Consider the following 17,950-nt stretch of genomic DNA (forward strand, 5'->3'; position numbering starts at 1 on the left):
GCTCCCGCTGAATGACCAATTTCTCGAAACCACCCCCAATCCCATCTTCTCTCCCTGTAAACTCCGCAAACCCAAACCGACAGCCAGGGAGCTCAAATGTCCGGTTCGATCCTCTATATCCACGGTTTCAACAGCGCGCCGGCCTCGAAGAAGGCCTGTCAGCTGGTCGCGGTCATGGAGCGGCTGGGCTTGAGCGAGCAATTGCGCGTGCCGGCGCTGCATCACCATCCGCGCGAAGCCATCGGTCAGCTCGAACAGGCAATCGCCGAGCTGGGCCGGCCGTTGCTGGTGGGAAGTTCGCTCGGCGGCTACTATGCGACTCATCTGGCTGAGCGCCATGGCCTGAAAGCCCTGCTGGTCAATCCGGCGGTCAGCCCGCACCGGATGTTCGATGGTTATCTGGGCACGCAGAAAAACCTCTACACCGATGAAACCTGGGAACTGACCCACGACCACGTAACGGCATTGGCCGAACTGGAAGTGCCACCACCGCAGGATCCGCAGCGTTACCAAGTCTGGTTGCAAACCGGCGACGAAACGCTGGATTATCGCCTCGCCCAACAGTATTACCGCGCCTGTGCCTTGCGCATCCAGGCTGGCGGCGACCACAGTTTTCAGGGCTTTGCCGGGCAATTGCCGGCGTTGCTGAGTTTTGCCGGCATGGCTGCCGATATGTATCAGGCAATCGATTTCATCACGCTGTGAAGTCTTGCCCCTCTTTCATGAATGACTGACGACGAGACCTTATGGCCACTCCCAGCGCTAGTTCTTATAACGCCGACGCCATCGAAGTCCTCTCGGGCCTCGACCCGGTGCGCAAACGCCCCGGCATGTACACCGACACCAGTCGGCCGAACCACCTCGCCCAGGAAGTCATCGACAACAGCGTCGACGAAGCCCTGGCCGGCCACGCCAAATCGGTGCAGGTGATCTTGCACGCCGACCATTCGCTGGAAGTCAGCGACGACGGCCGTGGCATGCCGGTCGACATTCACCCGGAAGAGGGTGTATCCGGTGTCGAACTGATCCTCACCAAGCTGCACGCGGGCGGCAAGTTTTCCAACAAGAACTACCAGTTCTCCGGCGGTTTGCACGGGGTGGGTATTTCCGTGGTCAACGCCCTGTCCACGGAAGTGCGTGTACGGGTCAAACGTGACGGCAACGAATACCAGATGACCTTCAAGGACGGCTTCAAAGCCTCCGAGCTGGAAATCGTCGGCACCGTCGGCAAGCGCAACACCGGCACCAGCGTGTACTTCGCGCCGGACCCGAAATACTTCGACTCGCCGAAATTCTCCATCAGCCGCCTCAAGCACGTGCTCAAGGCCAAGGCTGTGCTGTGCCCGGGCTTGCTGGTGAGCTTCGAAGACAAGGGCACCGGCGAGAAAGTCGAGTGGCATTACGAAGACGGCCTGCGCTCCTATCTGGTGGATGCGGTCAGCGAATTCGAACGGCTGCCGAACGAGCCGTTCTGCGGCGCCTTCGCCGGTAATAAAGAAGCGGTCGACTGGGCGCTGCTGTGGCTGCCGGAAGGCGGCGACGCGGTGCAGGAGAGCTACGTCAACCTGATCCCGACCGCGCAGGGCGGTACCCACGTCAACGGTTTGCGTCAGGGCCTGCTCGATGCGATGCGCGAGTTCTGCGAATTCCGCAGCCTGCTGCCGCGCGGCGTGAAGCTGGCGCCGGAAGACGTCTGGGAGCGCATCGCGTTCGTCCTGTCGATGAAGATGCAGGAACCGCAATTCTCCGGCCAGACCAAAGAGCGCCTTTCATCCCGTGAAGCGGCGGCGTTCGTCTCCGGGGTGGTCAAGGATGCGTTCAGCCTGTGGCTCAACGCCAACCCGGAAACCGGTCTGGCCTTGGCCGAACTGGCGATCAACAATGCCGGTCGCCGCCTCAAGGCGAGCAAGAAAGTCGAGCGCAAACGCGTCACCCAGGGCCCGGCACTGCCGGGCAAACTGGCTGACTGCGCCGGGCAGGATCCGATGCGTTCCGAGCTGTTTCTGGTCGAGGGTGACTCCGCCGGCGGTTCGGCCAAGCAAGCGCGGGACAAGGAATTCCAGGCGATCCTGCCGTTGCGCGGCAAGATCCTCAACACCTGGGAAGTCGACGGCAGCGAAGTGCTTGCCAGCCAGGAAGTGCACAACATCGCTGTGGCCATCGGCGTCGATCCGGGCGCGGCGGACATGAGCCAGCTGCGCTACGGCAAGATCTGCATCCTCGCCGACGCCGACTCCGACGGTCTGCACATCGCCACGTTGCTGTGCGCGCTGTTCGTCCAGCACTTCCGCCCGTTAGTGGATGCCGGTCACGTCTATGTGGCGATGCCGCCGCTGTACCGCATCGACCTCGGTAAAGAGATCTACTACGCCCTCGACGAAGCCGAACGCGACGGCATTCTCGATCGCCTGGTGGCCGAGAAGAAGCGCGGCAAGCCGCAGGTCACCCGATTCAAGGGTCTGGGTGAAATGAACCCGCCGCAACTGCGTGAAACCACCATGGATCCGAACACCCGGCGCCTGGTGCAGTTGACGCTGGGCGAAGACTTCGCCGAAACCTCGGAAATGATGGATATGCTGCTGGCGAAGAAACGCGCCGGCGACCGCAAATCCTGGCTGGAATCCAAAGGCAACCTCGCCGAGGTGCTGGCCTGATGCAGTTTGGCTGGGCCTTGGCGGGTGCGTTGCTGCTGAGTGCGCTGAGCGTGTCGGCCGAGCCGCTGCAAGAGTTGCGGCTGCTTTCCGAGCACCCGGTGGAGGGCATGCGTGGCGGCAACCTGTCGGGTCTGGCCATGTGCGGCAACGAGCTGTGGACGGTGTCCGATCGCGATGATGAGCAGATTTACCGGCTCGATACCCGCGATCCGGTCTGGCAAGCGCAAACCGTGCACATCGACGTGCCGCCCGTGCCCGAGAGTGGCTTGCCGTGGGGCTTGAGTTCGCGCACCTGGGCGGCGTCGTTCATTCGCGGGGGCGATCTGGATTTCGAAGGCATCAGTTGCGACAGTGCCGGTAATCGCTACATCGTCAGTGAAGCGCATGCGGCGGTATTGCAGGTGCCGGTCAGCGGCCCGGCGAACTGGCTGAAAATCTCGCCGCTGCTGGTTCACGAAGCGCGGGCGAGCGGCCTGCTGCTGAAGTTCAATTCGATCTTCGAGGGCCTGGCGATCAACCCGGCCGGTGATCAGATCTGGCTGGCCGCTGAACGGCAAAAGCGCGGCCTGCTGCTGATCAAGCGCCAGCAGACGGTGTGGGATTGCGACGGTCGCTGCGTGCTGCTCAGTGAGGGCGGCAAGGAGATGCAGCCGCCACAGTTTCCCAAGGCGAAAGCGGTTCATCGCGACTTTTCCGACATTTCATTGTTCAACGGCAAGCTGTTTACTCTTGAACGCAATGCTTATGAGATCTGTCGTCGCGATGCACAGACGGCCAGGGTCGAGAAATGCTGGTCGTATGCCGGTGAACTGTTGCAGGAAAAACGACGCTACTCGCAGAACTACGGGCTGGAAGAAGCGCTGATCGTTGACGCCGAGGGCGCGTGGATCGGCGTCGATAATAATTTCGGCCCGCGTGCCGACGGCGAGGCCCGCCCGGTGGTCTGGCGCTTCGCCGCACCGGACGGTGGCTGGAGCGCCAGGCCATGAGTCGGCAACCGCCGGGCAAGCGTGCCGGTCGGGTGTTGATGGTTCTCGCCTGGTGCGCGGCGCTGTTTCTCGCGACGAAATTTTTCGGGCAGTGGGAACAGCGCCAGCAGAATCCGAACATCGTGGTCACGTCGGAGCAGGGCGAAGGATTTATCGAGGTGAAACTGGCGAGCAATGCCCAAGGGCATTTTGTCGCCAGCGGCCAGATCAACGGTGAGCCGGTCGAGTTCATGCTCGACACCGGCGCTACCGATGTGGCGATTCCGGCGGATCTGGCCAAGCGTTTGAAGCTGCAAGAAGGTTTCGGCGTGACCCTGAGCACGGCCAATGGCCTGAGCCAGGGTTATCGAACGAAGATTGCCCGCCTGCAATTGGGCGACATTGTGCTGCGGGATGTCCGCGCACTGGTGGCGCCGGGGCTGCATGGCGATCAGGTGCTGCTCGGCATGAGCGCCCTGAACAAACTTGAATTTACCCAGCGCGGTGGCACCATGCTGCTGCGCCAGACAACGAACCGATGAGGCCCGCATGAGCGACTCCCTTGATCTCAGCCTGGACGGTGTAGAACGCCGCTCGCTGGCTGACTTCACCGAAAATGCCTACCTCAACTACTCCATGTACGTGATCATGGACCGCGCCCTGCCGCATATCGGCGACGGCCTGAAACCGGTGCAGCGGCGTATCGTCTACGCCATGAGCGAGCTGGGGCTGGATGCCGACTCCAAGCACAAGAAATCGGCGCGTACCGTCGGTGACGTGCTCGGCAAGTTCCACCCTCACGGCGACTCGGCTTGCTACGAAGCGATGGTGTTGATGGCGCAGCCGTTCAGCTATCGCTACACGCTGGTCGACGGCCAGGGCAACTGGGGTGCGCCGGACGATCCGAAGTCCTTCGCCGCGATGCGTTACACCGAAGCGCGGCTGTCGCGTTATTCCGAAGTGCTGCTCAGTGAATTGGGCCAGGGCACTGCCGACTGGGGCCCGAACTTCGACGGCACCCTGCAGGAACCGCTGGTGCTGCCGGCGCGCCTGCCGAACATTCTGCTCAACGGCACCACCGGTATCGCCGTGGGCATGGCCACCGACGTGCCGCCGCACAACCTGCGCGAAGTCGCCACCGCCTGCGTGCGCTTGCTGGATGAGCCGAAAGCCACGGTCGAGCAGCTCTGCGAACACATTCAGGGGCCGGACTATCCGACCGAAGCGGAAATCATCACGCCGCGCGCCGACCTGCTGAAGATGTACGAAACCGGTAAGGGCTCGGTGCGCATGCGCGCCGTTTACCATGTTGAGGACGGCGACATCATCGTCACCGCGCTGCCGCATCAGGTCTCCGGGGCCAAGGTGCTGGAGCAGATCGCCGCGCTGATGCAGGCCAAACCGTCGAAAGCGCCGCAGATCGCCGACCTGCGCGACGAATCCGACCACGAAAACCCGTGCCGCATCGTGATCATCCCGGTCAACAGCCGCGTCGATCACGAAGCGCTGATGCAGCACCTGTTCGCCAGCACCGAGCTGGAGTCGACCTACCGGGTCAACGTCAACATCATCGGTCTGGATGGCAAGCCGCAGCTGAAAAATCTGCGTGCGCTGCTGGTCGAATGGCTGGAATTCCGCGTGCTGACCGTGCGTCGCCGCCTGCAATTCCGCCTCGACAAGGTCGAGCGTCGCCTGCACCTGTTGGACGGCTTGCTGATTGCCTATCTCAATCTGGATGAAGTGATCCACATCATCCGTACCGAGGAGCACCCGAAAGCCAAACTGATCGAGCGTTTCGCCCTCAGTGAGATTCAGGCCGACTACATTCTCGACACCCGTCTGCGGCAGTTGGCGCGACTGGAAGAGATGAAGCTGCGCGACGAGCAGGACGAACTGCTCAAGGAACAAGCCAAGCTGCAAGCCCTGCTGGGCAGTGAAGCGAAGCTGAAGAAATTGGTGCGCACCGAGCTGCTCAAGGACGCCGAAACCTACGGCGATGACCGCCGTTCGCCAATCGTCGAGCGCGCCGAAGCCAAGGCGCTGACCGAGCACGATCTGCTGCCGAACGAGAAAGTCACCGTCGTGTTGTCGGAAAAAGGCTGGGTGCGTTCGGCCAAGGGCCATGACATCGACGCCACCGGTCTTTCCTACAAGGCGGGGGACGGCTTCAAGACCTCGGCGGCGGGGCGTTCGAATCAGTTTGCCGTGTTCATCGATTCCACCGGTCGCAGCTATTCGGTCGCCGCGCATACCTTGCCGTCGGCCCGTGGCCAGGGCGAACCGTTGACCGGCCGCCTGACGCCGCCACCGGGCGCCTCGTTCGAATGTGTGCTGATGCCCGAAGACGATGCGCTGTACGTGATCGCTTCCGATGCCGGTTACGGCTTCGTGGTCAAAGGCGAAGACCTGCAAGCCAAGAACAAGGCCGGCAAGGCTCTGTTGAGTCTGCCGAACAACGCCAAGGTCATCGCGCCGCGCCCTGTGGCCGATCGTGAGCAGAACTGGCTGGCCTCGGTCACGACCGAAGGTCGCCTGCTGATCTTCAAGATCAGCGATCTGCCACAATTGGGTAAGGGCAAAGGCAACAAGATCATCGGTATTTCCGGTGAGCGGGTGGCCAGCCGCGAAGAATATGTCACGGACATCGCCGTCCTGCCGGAAGGCGCCACCCTGGTGTTGCAGGCTGGCAAGCGGACCCTGTCACTGAAGGCCGACGACCTCGAACATTACAAAGGTGAGCGAGGACGCCGTGGTAACAAGTTGCCAAGGGGCTTCCAGAGAGTGGATGCGCTGCTCGTCGAAAACCTCAATTAGGCGAGAACGCCACCCTAGAGCGTTCGATCTGCGATTAAACGCGTAGATCGACGCTTTGGCGCTGGAGTCGGAACGCATATTCACGGATGATATGGCCTTTCAAGCGCCGGCGTGGTCGAGCGTTCTTCATATTTATTGAGTATTTTCACTGTGGTCAGCCTTGTGGCGGCCACCTGGACGGGATGATGACTGCTCTACGCCCCCTTATTTTGTTGCTCGCCGGCGTTCTTGGCTTGGCGGGTTGCAGCGTTCACCAGCCGGTGTCGCTGTATCAACTGGACAGCGGAAGTCCGGTTCAGCCTGCGCAAAGCGCGGGCATGGCGGTTTTGCTGGGGCCGGTGGTGGTTGCCGATTACCTTCAGCGCGAGACTCTTCTGCAACGTCAACCGGACGGCAGCCTGCAAGCGGCGACCGACGGTCGTTGGGCTGGCAGCCTTTCGTCGGATATCGATCAGTTGCTGATGCGTCAGGTCGCGGGCCACCTGGACAGCCAGCGAGTGGTGCTGGCGCCTGCGACCGCCGGGTTCACACCGGATGTGCAGGTGCTGCTGACCATCACCCGTCTGGATTCCGGGGCGAAACAACCGGCCATTCTCGATGCGCAATGGCGTTTGATCGATCGCCGGGGCAAGGTGCGCGATAACCGCATCATTCATCTGCAGGAATTGCACGCAGGCAGCACCGCTTCGCAGGTGCAGGCACAGGGGATCCTGTTGCAGCGTCTGGCCGAGCAACTGTCGGTGGCGCTCAAGCCGCTGGCCAACCAGCCGCCAGTGGCGGAGGCAACACGCAAAGCCGCGCCGAAACCTGCTGCGCCAGCGGCGGATGCCGAGAAGCAACCGAAGATTCCGATGGCCTCGCCGATTCGTACGGATATGGAAGTGTTTCGCTTCTGAGCCTGGAACGAGTCAGAACAGAGCCCGCCTTGTGCGGGCTTTGTTGTGTCTGGGGCCGCGTAAAAATCCAAAGCAACCCCTCACCCCAGCCCTCTCCCGGAGGGAGAGGGAGCCGACCGAGCTGTCTTTCGCTATACATTGACCTGAAAGATTTTGGCGATTATGGATTCAAGGCAGGGCGTTCAAGTCGGTGTAACTCTGGAATATCCCCCAATCAGTCCCCTCTCCCTCTGGGAGAGGGAGCCGACCGAGGTGTCTTTCGCTATACATTGACCTGACAGATTTTGGCGATTATGGATTCAAAGCAGGACGTTCAAGTCGGTGTAACTCTGGAATATCTCCCAATCAGTCCCCTCTCCCTCTGGGAGAGGGCTAGGGTGAGGGGCTTTTCAGGGATGCACACGATTCCAATTACGCCGTGCACAAAAAAGCCCGCAGACCATCACTCGTCTGCGGGCTTTTGCGTATCGGATCTAAGCCCTACGCCCGGCGCTCATGCATCCGCGCCAGCTGTCGTTCGAGCATCGACGGATAAGGCTCCATCAACCGCTCGACACAGCAAGCGCCTTCAGGGCTGGCGATCGGCCGGATCCGCGCACGCTGGCGGATCAGCGCGTCGTCACTGATCTTGCGCTCGACCAGGAGCAGGTTGCGGCTGTGTTGCGACAAGGCCAGTGCATCCTGCGCAGAATCGGTCAGCAGCAAATCAATCTGGCTCAAACCGAACAACTCATCGCCCAAGGTCAGGCCCAGTTGCAATTGCAGGGTAATGCCGCTGTCCGCAACCTCGATCTGCAACTGATGACCCAGCGCACGCAGCAGTTCGCCGCAGCAGATGGCATTGGTCAGGTAGTCGTCGCCGCAATCTTCGGTGTGGAACAGCAGCAGTGTGCTGCCATCGTTGAGGGTTTCGATTTCGCCCTGATACAGCGAAGCGGCCTGTTCAAGGCAGTCGCGATAGCGTTCCTGCAATTCTTCCAGACGTGCGCGAGGCAAGCGGCGCAATTGTTCCTGCGAGCCCAGTTGCACGGCCAGTACGGCGGTGTGCTGCGGGACGTCAGGGGTCGGTTTGCGCGCCAGCGGTTGGGCGGCGCTGTTGAGCGATTCGTCGCGCAGGTCGGCGAAGGCGTCATCGTCATCATCGTCTTCGACGGTGCTGACCAAGTGGCGCGGTGCCGGTTTCTTCGCGGCCAGCGGGCGGCTTTCGTCGAAGCTCGGATCGCGCAGGTTGCGCACCTCGAATTCCGGCTCGTCTTCATCCTCGGCGAATTCCGGCTCGGGTTCAGGCTCAGGCTCAGGCTCCGGTTCCGGGGCGTAGCTGGCGTGCAGCTGACGCGCCAGATCGCCGATTTCATCCTGCCGATCGATGCCCGGCGTGTGTGCGTCGATCCGGCGCAGCCACACGCGCAATTGCAGCAGCGGCGTCGACAGATAACGACCCATGCGCAAGCTCAGGGCCAGCGACAGTGCCAGCAGAATCGCGCTCAAAATGCCCATGCTCTGCAGGCTGATGGTCATCGGCTGCTGGAACTGATCCATGTCCAGGCTGATGCGCAGTTGCCCGGCGGTCACGTCCTGGAAAGTGATCTTGCTCTCGTACATGCCCTCGGCTTCGCCCAGCAGGCTGTGCTTGGGACGCTGACCGGACTCGGCGAGGATGCGGTTGTCGACACTGTAGATCGCCGCGTGAGCGACCAGCTTGTTCTTGGTCAGGTTGTTGAGCAGCACGTTGAGGCTGAGGATGTCGTTGGACACCAGCAGCTCGGTGGCGGAGGTGGCGGTCTGCGTGGTCAGGCTTTCGCCCAGCGCATCGGCCTGCTCGTGCATGGCCTGCTTGAACTGCAGACCCATCACCCCGGCATAGATCACCAGGGCCAGAGCGACCAGGATCACGTTGTGGCTGGCAATGCGCAATGCAATCGGTACACGGCGGTGGCGCAGTGCACGGAAGATCAGCAGGAAGAAGTTATCGGTTTTGACTGGCGTGGGCCGGTTCACTTGAGCTCGGCTCTTTGTCCGTGAAGTTGACGCGCAGTATAGCGACAGGCCCCAGACCGGCAAAGCGCTCGCGGTGCCCGATGGTCACTGAAAGTGGGTAGAATGCGGTTTTTTTCCAGTTGCGGGGGTGCGCGTTGCGCGAAATCGTCCTGATTAACATCACGGGAGTCGACCGTCCGGGTCTGACGGCGGCCATCACCGGTGTTCTGGCACAAGGTGGTGTGAATATTCTCGACATCGGTCAGGCGGTGATCCACGACACCCTGTCGTTCGGCATCCTGGTTGAGATTCCCGATTCCGAGCAGGGCAAGTCGGTGCTCAAGGACATCCTGTTCAAGGGTTATGAACTGGATCAGCAAGTGCGCTTCACCCCGGTGTCCGAAGAGGATTACCAGCAGTGGGTGGGCAATCAGGGCAAGAAACGCCATATCGTTACCCTGCTGACGCGCAAGGTCACCGCTGGCCAGTTGCAGGCGGTTAGCGCGATCACCGCCAAATATGGCCTGAACATCGACCATATCGACCGTCTGTCGGGGCGCATGCCGCTGGACACGCCGGCCGACAAGGGCAAGGGGTGCATCGAGTTTTCCGTACGTGGCGAAGCGGCCGATCCGCAGGCCCTGCGCGCCGAATTCCTCAGCGTTGCGCAGGAATTGAACGTCGATATCGCCTTTCAGGAAGATTCGCTATTCCGCCGTAACCGCCGTCTGGCTGTTTTCGACATGGACTCGACGCTGATCGAAGCGGAAGTGATCGACGAATTGGCCAAGGCGGCCGGCGTAGGTGATCGGGTTTCGGAGATCACTGAACGCGCCATGGCCGGCGAATTGGATTTCCGCGCCAGCTTCAAGGAGCGTCTGGCGCTGCTCAAGGGCCTCGACGTCAGTGTGCTCGACTCGATCGGCGCCTCGCTGCGCCTGACCGAAGGCGCTGAAACCCTGTTTGCCGAACTCAAGCGCCTGGGTTACAAAACCGCGATTCTCTCGGGTGGCTTCACGTATTTCGCCAAGCAGCTGCAAGCCAGGCTTGGCATCGACTACGTGTTCGCCAACGAGCTGGAAGTGGTCGACGGCAAGTGCACCGGCGTGGCGATCGAGCCGATTGTCGATGCACAGCGCAAGGCTGACTTGCTTAAGGAGCTGGCGCACAAGGAAGGCTTGCGCCTGGAACAGACCATTGCTGTCGGCGACGGTGCCAACGACTTGCCGATGCTGGCGATTGCCGGGCTGGGCGTGGCGTTCCGCGCCAAGCCGCTGGTGAAGCAATCGGCGAAGCAGGCGATTTCAACGCTGGGTCTGGATGGTGTGTTGTATCTTCTGGGTTTCCGCGATCGCGACGGGCAGCTCTAAGATCTCGATAAGCTGATCTGGCCTCTTCGCGAGCAAGCTCGCTCCCACATTTGAAATGCATTTGAATGTGGGAGCGAGCTTGCTCGCGAAGGCCGCACCTCGGTCTAAAGCGAATTCCACAACGAATCGAAATCCTCTTCACCCCCGCCATTCTGCGCAGTATCCAGCGAGCGATAGGCGAACTGGTTGAAGCTGTGCGTACTCGCCACCCGCCGATCCAGCCCCGCGCGGTGTTCCTCGCCCTGAGTGTTGATCAAAACCTTGTTGCCTTCCTGAAAAGGCAGGCGCGGGGCAAGTACGGTGGCCGGCACGTCGATCGCGCTGATCTCCGGCAGCAGCAAAGCGCGCAAATAATGGCCGTGATCGTCCTTTGAACGCACCAGTTGCAGCCCACACGGCTGGGCGTGTGGCGCGACCAGTTCGATGCCCATCTGCGTGCCGCTGCCGCGTACCTGGCGGATCCAGCGAATCACTGCAATGCTCCAGCCTCTGCTTTCGCTGTCCTGAATGCCGAGCATTTCCCCGGCCTGCAATTCGGCGGGCACCTCGCTCGGCCAGGCCAGGCAATAACCGCCGGGGCTATGATTGATCACGGGCAAGGCATAAAGCGGATAGTTTGGCGTGTTGCCGGGGCTTTCGTCTTCTACCAATTGGTCGTACTGGATTTCCTCGTACGGCAACAGCTCATCGTTGCTTTGCGGTGCCGCGTCGAATGCCTGGCTCCAGCTGTCCTTTTCCCCGTTGGCTACGACGCGGCTGAAATTCGCCGCGCGGGCCACCGGATGTTTAAGCAATTCGCTGAAGGTGCGCTCGCCGCCGAGGTAGAAGTGCAGGGCGCTCATGCCGACGCACACGGTCAACGTGCCTTGGCCGGCGCTGCGCTGAAAGCTGCGCTCGGCGGCCTGCCCCCAGGTGGCGTGCAGATGTTGCAGGGTGTCGACGCTGAGCCCTGCAGAGAGGGGCAACGGCGTGGTTGTCGGTTGCTGCTGTAAATGCGCTTCGAGGTTATTCACCAGCGGTTGCGGGTCGAAGCCCATCAGCTCGCTCTGTTGTTCGCTGCGAAACATCTTGCGGTAACGCGGGCCGACATCGAGTTCCGCGCTGACCGCAAACAGACCGTCATTGGCGCGATCGGGATACAGCGTGAGCAGCGCGCTCCACGGCTCGATCACCTCGGCGAGTCTGGCAATCTGGCTCTGGCGTAACTGATTGCAACGGGCGCTGCCCAAGAGCAGAGCGGCAATGTAGGTCTGTTCGACGCTCAGTTCGCTGGTCAAAAACGCCAGATCATCGCGCAGCCGCCGTTGTTGCAGCTGTAATTGCGCAGCGCTGCGATACAACTGATGCAATTCGAGCCACACGTGTTCCGGCGGTGAACTGTACAGCTGCGTGGCGCGTACCAGTTGCGCCTTCAGGGCATGCGCGGCGCGCTGCAAGGCGGTGCTGACCAGCGTCGCGCGGTCCTTGCTGTATTTCGGCAGGATACGCAGGACGATCTGCTTATAACCGATGGCCAACTGGCCTTGCAGCGCCTGGCACAGGTTGCTGACCTTACGCGAACGCTCGTCGAGCATGATCGCCTGATGCAGGAAATGCCGTTCCAGATGCAGGCAGACGAAATACACCTCGGGCCGCAGCAACTCCAGCAGTTGCAGGCGATTATCGCTGGGGGTGAGCAGCAGGTTGAGTTCGCCCAGGCCCTGATAGAGCAGGCGCGCGGTTTCGCCGATGTTGGCCTTGGGCAGGCCGGCGATCCAGCGCTTGAGGTCGCGCGGGCTGGCGTCGCAAAACGACAGGCGTGTTTGCGTAGGAGTCGGAGCGCGTAACTTGGGAGAGAAGAGGGTCTGGCTCATGCCCAAACCATAGCAGCAAATGCCGCAGTTTGCGGAAGCAGCACTGGCCGCTTCCGCAAAGACCGTCACATTTTCGGCAGCGCCAGACCCTGGCCCATCTGAACTGGCGAGCCGGCCACCAGCTCTTCGGCCCACTTCACCTGATCCGGGCCAAACAGCACAATCGCCGTCGAGCCCAACTTGAAGCGCCCCAGTTCCGCGCCTTTTTCCAGGTGAATCGGTGCGCGGGCGGCTTCGTCGTAGCGGAAGGTTTTCAGCTCGCGCTTCGGGGGCGTGACCAGACCGGCCCATACGGTTTCGATCGAAGCGACAATCATCGCACCGACCAGCACCACGGCCATCGGCCCGCGCTCGGTGTCGAAAATGCACGCCACACGCTCGTTGCGGGCGAACAGCTCGGGAACGTTTTCGGCGGTGGTCTGATTCACCGAGAAAATTCGTCCCGGGATGTAGACCATTTCCCGCAGGGTGCCGGCCAGCGGCATGTGCACGCGGTGGTAATCCTTTGGCGACAGGTAAATGGTGGCGAAGTCGCCGCCCATGAACGGCGCCGCGTTTGCCGCGTCACCGCCGAGCAATTCGAGGACGCTGAAGCTGTGACCCTTGGCCTGGAACACGCGGCCGTGCTCGATCGGGCCGAGCTGGCTGACCGCACCGTCGGCCGGGCTGAGGATCGCGCCCGGAGTTTCGTCCAGGGGACGCGCGCCGTCTTTCAGGGCGCGGGTGAAGAAGGCGTTGAAGTGCTCGTAAGCGGTCAGGTCTTCGACCAGTGCTTGCGACATGTCCACCTGATAACGCTTGGCAAACCATTGGGTGAAGGCATTCTTGAACCAGCGCACGCGGCATTCGGCGATGCAGCCGGCCAGGCGCGACAGCAGGTGATGCGGCAGCAGGTATTGGCTGAGGATAAACAGACGCTCTTTCATTAGTTGTCCTTGGAAGCTTGAATCTCGACAGGCGTGTCGGGGTGGTTGCCCCATTCGCCCCAGGAACCGGCGTAGCCCTTGACCCGCGGATAACCGAGGGATTTGGCCACCAGATAAGTGAAGCCCGACCGGTGATGGGTCTGGCAGTGGGTGATGATTTCCTTGTCCTTGGTGATCCCGAGGTTATCGAGGATCTGCGGCATGTCGGTGCGGATGCGCAACTGGCGTGCCTGATCCATGCCGGCGGTCCATTCGAAATTGACCGCGCCAGGAATATGGCCGCCCTTGGCTGCGAGAACTTTCTCGCCGGAATATTCCAGCGGCCCGCGCGCATCCCAGATCGCCAGATCGGCCGCGCCGAGACGGCTTTGCAGGTATTCGCGGGTGGCGGTCGGTTCGTCGTGCAGGGTCAGCGAGACCGGTCCACCGACCGGGGCCGGCACCTGAATCGACATGGGCATGCCGTCCGCCAGCCAGGCCGGCAGGCCACCGTCTATATAGTGGTACTTGTCGTGGCCAATGACATCGAGCAGCCAGATGAAGCGCCCGGCCCAGCCGCCGCCTTCATCGTCATACACGACGTAGACCGCATCTTTGCGATGACCGAGCTCACCAAACAACGCTTCCAGATCGGCCTTCGCCGGCATCAGCCCGGGCGCTGGTGGCTGGCCGAGCTGAGTGCGCTTCGGGTCGACAAAACGTGCGCCGGGCAAGTGACCTTCGGCATACCGGGCAGGGCTGGTCAGGTCCACCAGAATCAGTTCCGGGGACTCCAGACGCGGCAGCAGGTCGCTCGGCTCGATGACGAGCGGCAAGCCAGAGAAGTCAGACATGTGAGGTCTCCAGAGCACAAAGGGGAGGATTGTAGCGCAGGCTCATTGGCCACGGCTGCTAAAGCTGTGCAGGGCTTTTTCGATGCACTGCGCGGTCTTGCCGAAGGCTTGCACGGTGATGTCGGCAAACGGCCCGCCGCCCTGATCGGCGACGACGATCATGATCACCCGGCCGTTGTTGACCAGTGACCGCAGGAACAGATGCTCGCCGCGAAACAGTGTGCGCAGGCTCGCGGGTAACAAGGCAGAGAACTGCGCGTTGTTCTCTGGCGTGATGCGCACCTGCGCCTGCTGCGCGAGCAGGCGTTGCAGTACCTTGCTTTGGCTGACGACAAAACTCAGAGCCGCCGCGTCCTTGGGCAGGCCGGCGGTTTGATGTACGCGCAGAGTCGAGTGCGTGCGGTCAGCCATCAGAATCATCACCCGGCGCATGCCGCTGGCCACCAGTGCCTCGCGGGCAGCGACGGTCAGGCTCATCGCATTGGTGAAGCGACTGGGCTCGGCGAGCAGTTCGGCGCATTGCCGACGCCACTGGCTCAAATCTTCGACATTCGGTGCCGCTGCCGGCAGCATTCCGGCAGGCAAACGACGGCTGCCCCACGGCCAGATCAGCGAAACCGCCGGATGCCACAAATCAGGCATTGCATGCTGGCGCGCGCTGTTCGCGGCTTGCTGGTGCAACTGTTGCTGCACTTCGTCCATGGAAATCTGCAAATACAGGCTGGTCAGGTATTGCCAGCGCTTGCTGTGCGGACTGTCCCAGGCCTGTTGCGCCGACAGCGCCAGGCCGTTGGCCAGCAGCACGGTATTGGCCGGCTGATTGAGCCAGCGCCGCAGCGTCGGGTCATCGTCGAGGCGATTCTGCTGGCGCAGCGGGTGTTCGCTGTCACGGGCGATGCGCAATACCTTGACCAGTTCGCGTTGTTCGCTGAGCAGCAATTTGTAGCCTTGCTCGACCCAGATCGGCAAATGCCAGGCATGCACCAGTGCTTCGGCAATTCTCAACAGGCGCACGCCGAACAACTGCTTTTCGACCAAACGCGCCGACTCGCCCTTGTGGATCACCCGCAGTTCCCATTCTTCGAGCAACTGTGGACAGGTCAGTGCCAACGGCCACAGCGGCGACAAGAACAGAAGGCTGCCCCAATGAATGTCCTGCCACAATCGCGCCAGGCGACTGGCAAAAAAGCCGTTGGCCTGTTGTGTCGCGTGTTGGCTGATCAGTTGCAATTGGCGCAAGGCCTTGGGGATCTGCCTGTGCGGTTCTGCAGGCAGGCGCGCGAGCAATTCTTCGGTACGCGCAAGGCCGAGGCGATTGATCGCTACCTCAAGATTTTCCGCCGGCGCAGCCATGGTGCCGTGGGTGTGACGATTCGCCTCACGAATGATGCTCAAGGCCAGCGCCGGGCTGTCCTGCATCAGGTCGGCGATGTCGCGCAGCGAGCTGCGATTGTCGCGGATCGCCCGGCAGACCTTGTCGTGAGCCTCTTGCGGCACGGGCAGGAGGACGCTGTCGAGAAGCTTGACCCAGCCGTCGAGGGTGGTCGGTTGTGCGTGTGGGACGTTCGTTTCATTAGCCATGTCTGGACGAGATCTTCACTGACTGTAGACGCGCCCGGCATGGGCTAAATTGGCTTTTCGCCTGAACTGGCTATAGTCTGGCGCAGTTTTGCCGATAAGTAGAAGAAGAGATTTTTTAACTTCCGAATATGACCTTGAACCCGACTTAAACAAGTACCTTCTACCTATGGCTAAAATTATCGGCATCATCGTCGTATTCGCGAGCGTGCTCGGCGGATACGTGCTTTCCCACGGCAAGATTGCCGCCCTGATCCAGCCCTTCGAGGTGATGATCATCGGCGGTGCGGCCCTCGGTGCATTCCTCCAGGCCAACCCCGGTTACATGACGATGCACGTGCTCAAGAAATCCCTGAGCATGTTCGGTTCGCGCTTCACCCACACCTTCTACCTGGAAGTGCTCGGGCTGATCTACGAGATCCTCAACAAGAGCCGCCGCGAAGGCATGATGGCCATTGAAGGCGACATCGAAGATGCCGCCGCGAGCCCGATCTTCGCCAAGTACCCGGCGGTGCTCAAGGATGAACGCATGACCGCGTTTGTCTGCGATTACCTGCGCATCATGTCCTCCGGCAACATGGCTCCGCACGAACTGGAAGGCCTGTTCGACATGGAGCTGTACAGCCTCAAGGAAGACCTCGAGCACCCATCGCACGCGGTCAACGGCATCGCCGACGGCATGCCCGGTTTCGGTATCGTCGCGGCGGTACTCGGTATCGTGGTGACCATGGCCTCGCTGGGCGAGGGCGACCAGGCGTCGATCGGTCTGCACGTGGGTGCGGCACTGGTCGGTACTTTCTTCGGTATTCTCGCGGCATACGGTTTCTTCGGCCCGTTGGCGCACTCCCTGGCGCACGATGCCAAGGAAGAGCTGAACGTCTACGAAGCCATCAAGGCCTCGCTGGTGGCTTCCGCGTCCGGCATGCCGCCGTCGCTGGCGGTCGAGTTCGGCCGCAAGGTTCTGTACCCGGCGCACCGTCCAAGCTTCGCCGAGCTGGAACAAGCGGTTCGCGGTCGTTAAGTCATGGAAAATAATCAGCCGATCATCGTCAAGCGCGTCAAGCGCATTGCCGCCGGGCACCACGGCGGGGCGTGGAAAATCGCCTTCGCCGACTTTGCCACGGCGATGATGGCGTTCTTCCTGGTGCTGTGGCTGCTGTCCACCGCCACGCCAGAACAGAAGATCGCCATCGCCGGTTATTTCAAGGACCCGGTCGGCTTTTCCGAAAGCGGCACGCCGTACATCATCGATCTCGGTGGCACGCCGACCTTGGCGCCGGAAAACACCCTCAACCCGGAAGTGAAATCGCAGCCGCAACCGGACAAGGTCACGGTCGACACTGAACAGGTGGAAGGCATGGCCGAGCAGGTGGAGAAGGAGCGTCTCGAACTGCTGCTGCAAGAACTGCAGAACAAGGTCGACGAAAACCCGCAGCTGCAGAAATTCAAGGATCAGATCCTCTTCGAAATCACTCCGAACGGCTTGCGCATCCAGATCATGGACGCCGAAAACCGGCCGATGTTCGACTCCGGTTCCGCGCGCCTGAAACCGTACTTCGAAGACATCCTGCTGGCCATGGCCGACACCATCAAAGCGGTGCCGAACAAGATCAGCATCAGCGGCCACACCGACGCCAAGCCATACATCGGCACTGGCGATTACGGCAACTGGGAGCTCTCGGCCAACCGCGCAAACGCGGCACGTCGCGCGCTGGTCGCTGGCAGTTATCCGGATGCACAGGTGGCGCGGGTGGTCGGTTATGCCTCCTCGGCGTTGTTCGACCGGGAAAACCCGTTCAACCCGGTGAACCGCAGGATCGACATTGTCGTGCTGACCAAAAAAGCCCAGGCGGCGATTGAAGGTGCGCAGGGTCCTGAGGCGGCGAAGCCGGCGGATCAGGGTCAGAACGGTGCTGCTCCGGCAGCCCCGGTTGATCCGAATGCGTTGCCGGCGGACAGGCAGCCGGTGCCGGCGCATGAGTTGCGCGAACGCTTGAATCTGTTCGATGACGCCGCGCCGAAGCCGGCTGAGCCGGGTGGGGCCGCGCCAGCGCCTGCGCCGAAGCAGTAAGTGACAAAAA

Annotated in this window: 14 protein-coding genes; 9 read left to right on the forward strand and 5 right to left on the reverse strand. The window is 61.5% G+C overall.

Annotated elements, in window-relative coordinates:
- Positions 1-96: 96 nt before the first annotated feature.
- The 6 genes from J2Y90_RS08465 to J2Y90_RS08490 all read left to right on the forward strand — a co-directional run bounded on the left by J2Y90_RS08465 (position 97) and on the right by J2Y90_RS08490 (position 7,332).
- A complete protein-coding gene (locus J2Y90_RS08465; protein WP_253498470.1) occupies positions 97-705 on the forward strand; it encodes a YqiA/YcfP family alpha/beta fold hydrolase in 609 nt (202 codons plus the stop codon).
- Positions 706-746: 41 nt separating this feature from the next.
- The gene (gene parE / locus J2Y90_RS08470; RefSeq protein WP_024011346.1) at positions 747-2,654 is read left to right on the forward strand and encodes a DNA topoisomerase IV subunit B; all 1,908 of its coding nucleotides are present in this window, start codon (positions 747-749) and stop codon (positions 2,652-2,654) included.
- Complete coding sequence (locus J2Y90_RS08475) at positions 2,654-3,643, forward strand: esterase-like activity of phytase family protein (RefSeq protein ID WP_253498473.1); 990 nt, start codon at positions 2,654-2,656, stop codon at positions 3,641-3,643. Before parE ends, J2Y90_RS08475 begins: the two co-directional genes overlap by 1 nt.
- Entirely contained in the window at positions 3,640-4,164 is a 525-nt protein-coding gene (locus J2Y90_RS08480) for a retropepsin-like aspartic protease family protein (RefSeq protein WP_042607784.1), read from the forward strand. Before J2Y90_RS08475 ends, J2Y90_RS08480 begins: the two co-directional genes overlap by 4 nt.
- A 7-nt stretch (positions 4,165-4,171) precedes the next feature.
- The gene (gene parC, locus J2Y90_RS08485; protein WP_130909839.1) at positions 4,172-6,436 is read left to right on the forward strand and encodes a DNA topoisomerase IV subunit A; all 2,265 of its coding nucleotides are present in this window, start codon (positions 4,172-4,174) and stop codon (positions 6,434-6,436) included.
- Positions 6,437-6,621: 185 nt separating this feature from the next.
- Complete coding sequence (locus J2Y90_RS08490; RefSeq protein ID WP_253498476.1) at positions 6,622-7,332, forward strand: PqiC family protein; 711 nt, start codon at positions 6,622-6,624, stop codon at positions 7,330-7,332.
- 480 nt (positions 7,333-7,812) lie between these two features.
- Here J2Y90_RS08490 and J2Y90_RS08495 read toward each other — a convergent pair whose 3' ends face one another.
- Entirely contained in the window at positions 7,813-9,330 is a 1,518-nt protein-coding gene (locus J2Y90_RS08495) for an AhpA/YtjB family protein (RefSeq protein ID WP_253498479.1), read from the reverse strand.
- Positions 9,331-9,464: 134 nt separating this feature from the next.
- Between J2Y90_RS08495 and serB the strand changes: the two genes are divergently transcribed.
- Positions 9,465-10,679 carry a phosphoserine phosphatase SerB gene (gene serB / locus J2Y90_RS08500; RefSeq protein WP_041477650.1) on the forward strand — a complete coding sequence of 405 codons (1,215 nt, stop codon included), beginning with the start codon at positions 9,465-9,467 and terminating at the stop codon, positions 10,677-10,679.
- Positions 10,680-10,783: 104 nt separating this feature from the next.
- Here the strand turns inward: serB and J2Y90_RS08505 are convergent, their stop codons facing one another.
- From J2Y90_RS08505 to J2Y90_RS08520, 4 genes are all read right to left on the reverse strand, one after another.
- Positions 10,784-12,532 (reverse strand): molecular chaperone, encoded by a 1,749-nt coding sequence (locus J2Y90_RS08505; protein WP_253498482.1) that lies wholly within the window; start codon positions 12,530-12,532, stop codon positions 10,784-10,786.
- A 65-nt stretch (positions 12,533-12,597) separates the two neighbouring features.
- On the reverse strand, positions 12,598-13,458 hold the full coding sequence (gene asd / locus J2Y90_RS08510; RefSeq protein ID WP_253498485.1) for an archaetidylserine decarboxylase: 861 nt from the start codon (positions 13,456-13,458) through the stop codon (positions 12,598-12,600).
- Positions 13,458-14,291: a thiosulfate sulfurtransferase gene (rhdA, locus tag J2Y90_RS08515; RefSeq protein ID WP_253498488.1), complete on the reverse strand. Its 834-nt coding sequence runs from the start codon at positions 14,289-14,291 to the stop codon at positions 13,458-13,460. The genes asd and rhdA overlap by 1 nt, the downstream gene beginning before the upstream one ends.
- Positions 14,292-14,333: 42 nt before the next feature.
- Positions 14,334-15,872, reverse strand: coding sequence for an HDOD domain-containing protein (locus tag J2Y90_RS08520; protein ID WP_253498491.1), 1,539 nt, complete (start codon positions 15,870-15,872; stop codon positions 14,334-14,336).
- Positions 15,873-16,038: 166 nt separating this feature from the next.
- Here J2Y90_RS08520 and motA point away from each other — a divergent pair, with 166 nt between their 5' ends.
- Both motA and motB read left to right on the forward strand, forming a co-directional pair.
- Complete coding sequence (motA, locus tag J2Y90_RS08525) at positions 16,039-16,890, forward strand: flagellar motor stator protein MotA (RefSeq protein ID WP_024011357.1); 852 nt, start codon at positions 16,039-16,041, stop codon at positions 16,888-16,890.
- Positions 16,891-16,893: 3 nt separating this feature from the next.
- A complete protein-coding gene (gene motB / locus J2Y90_RS08530; protein WP_253498493.1) occupies positions 16,894-17,940 on the forward strand; it encodes a flagellar motor protein MotB in 1,047 nt (348 codons plus the stop codon).
- The last annotated feature ends 10 nt before the right edge of the window (positions 17,941-17,950 follow it).

It is taken from the genome of Pseudomonas koreensis (assembly GCF_024169245.1).
Lineage (GTDB): Bacteria > Pseudomonadota > Gammaproteobacteria > Pseudomonadales > Pseudomonadaceae > Aquipseudomonas > Aquipseudomonas koreensis_F.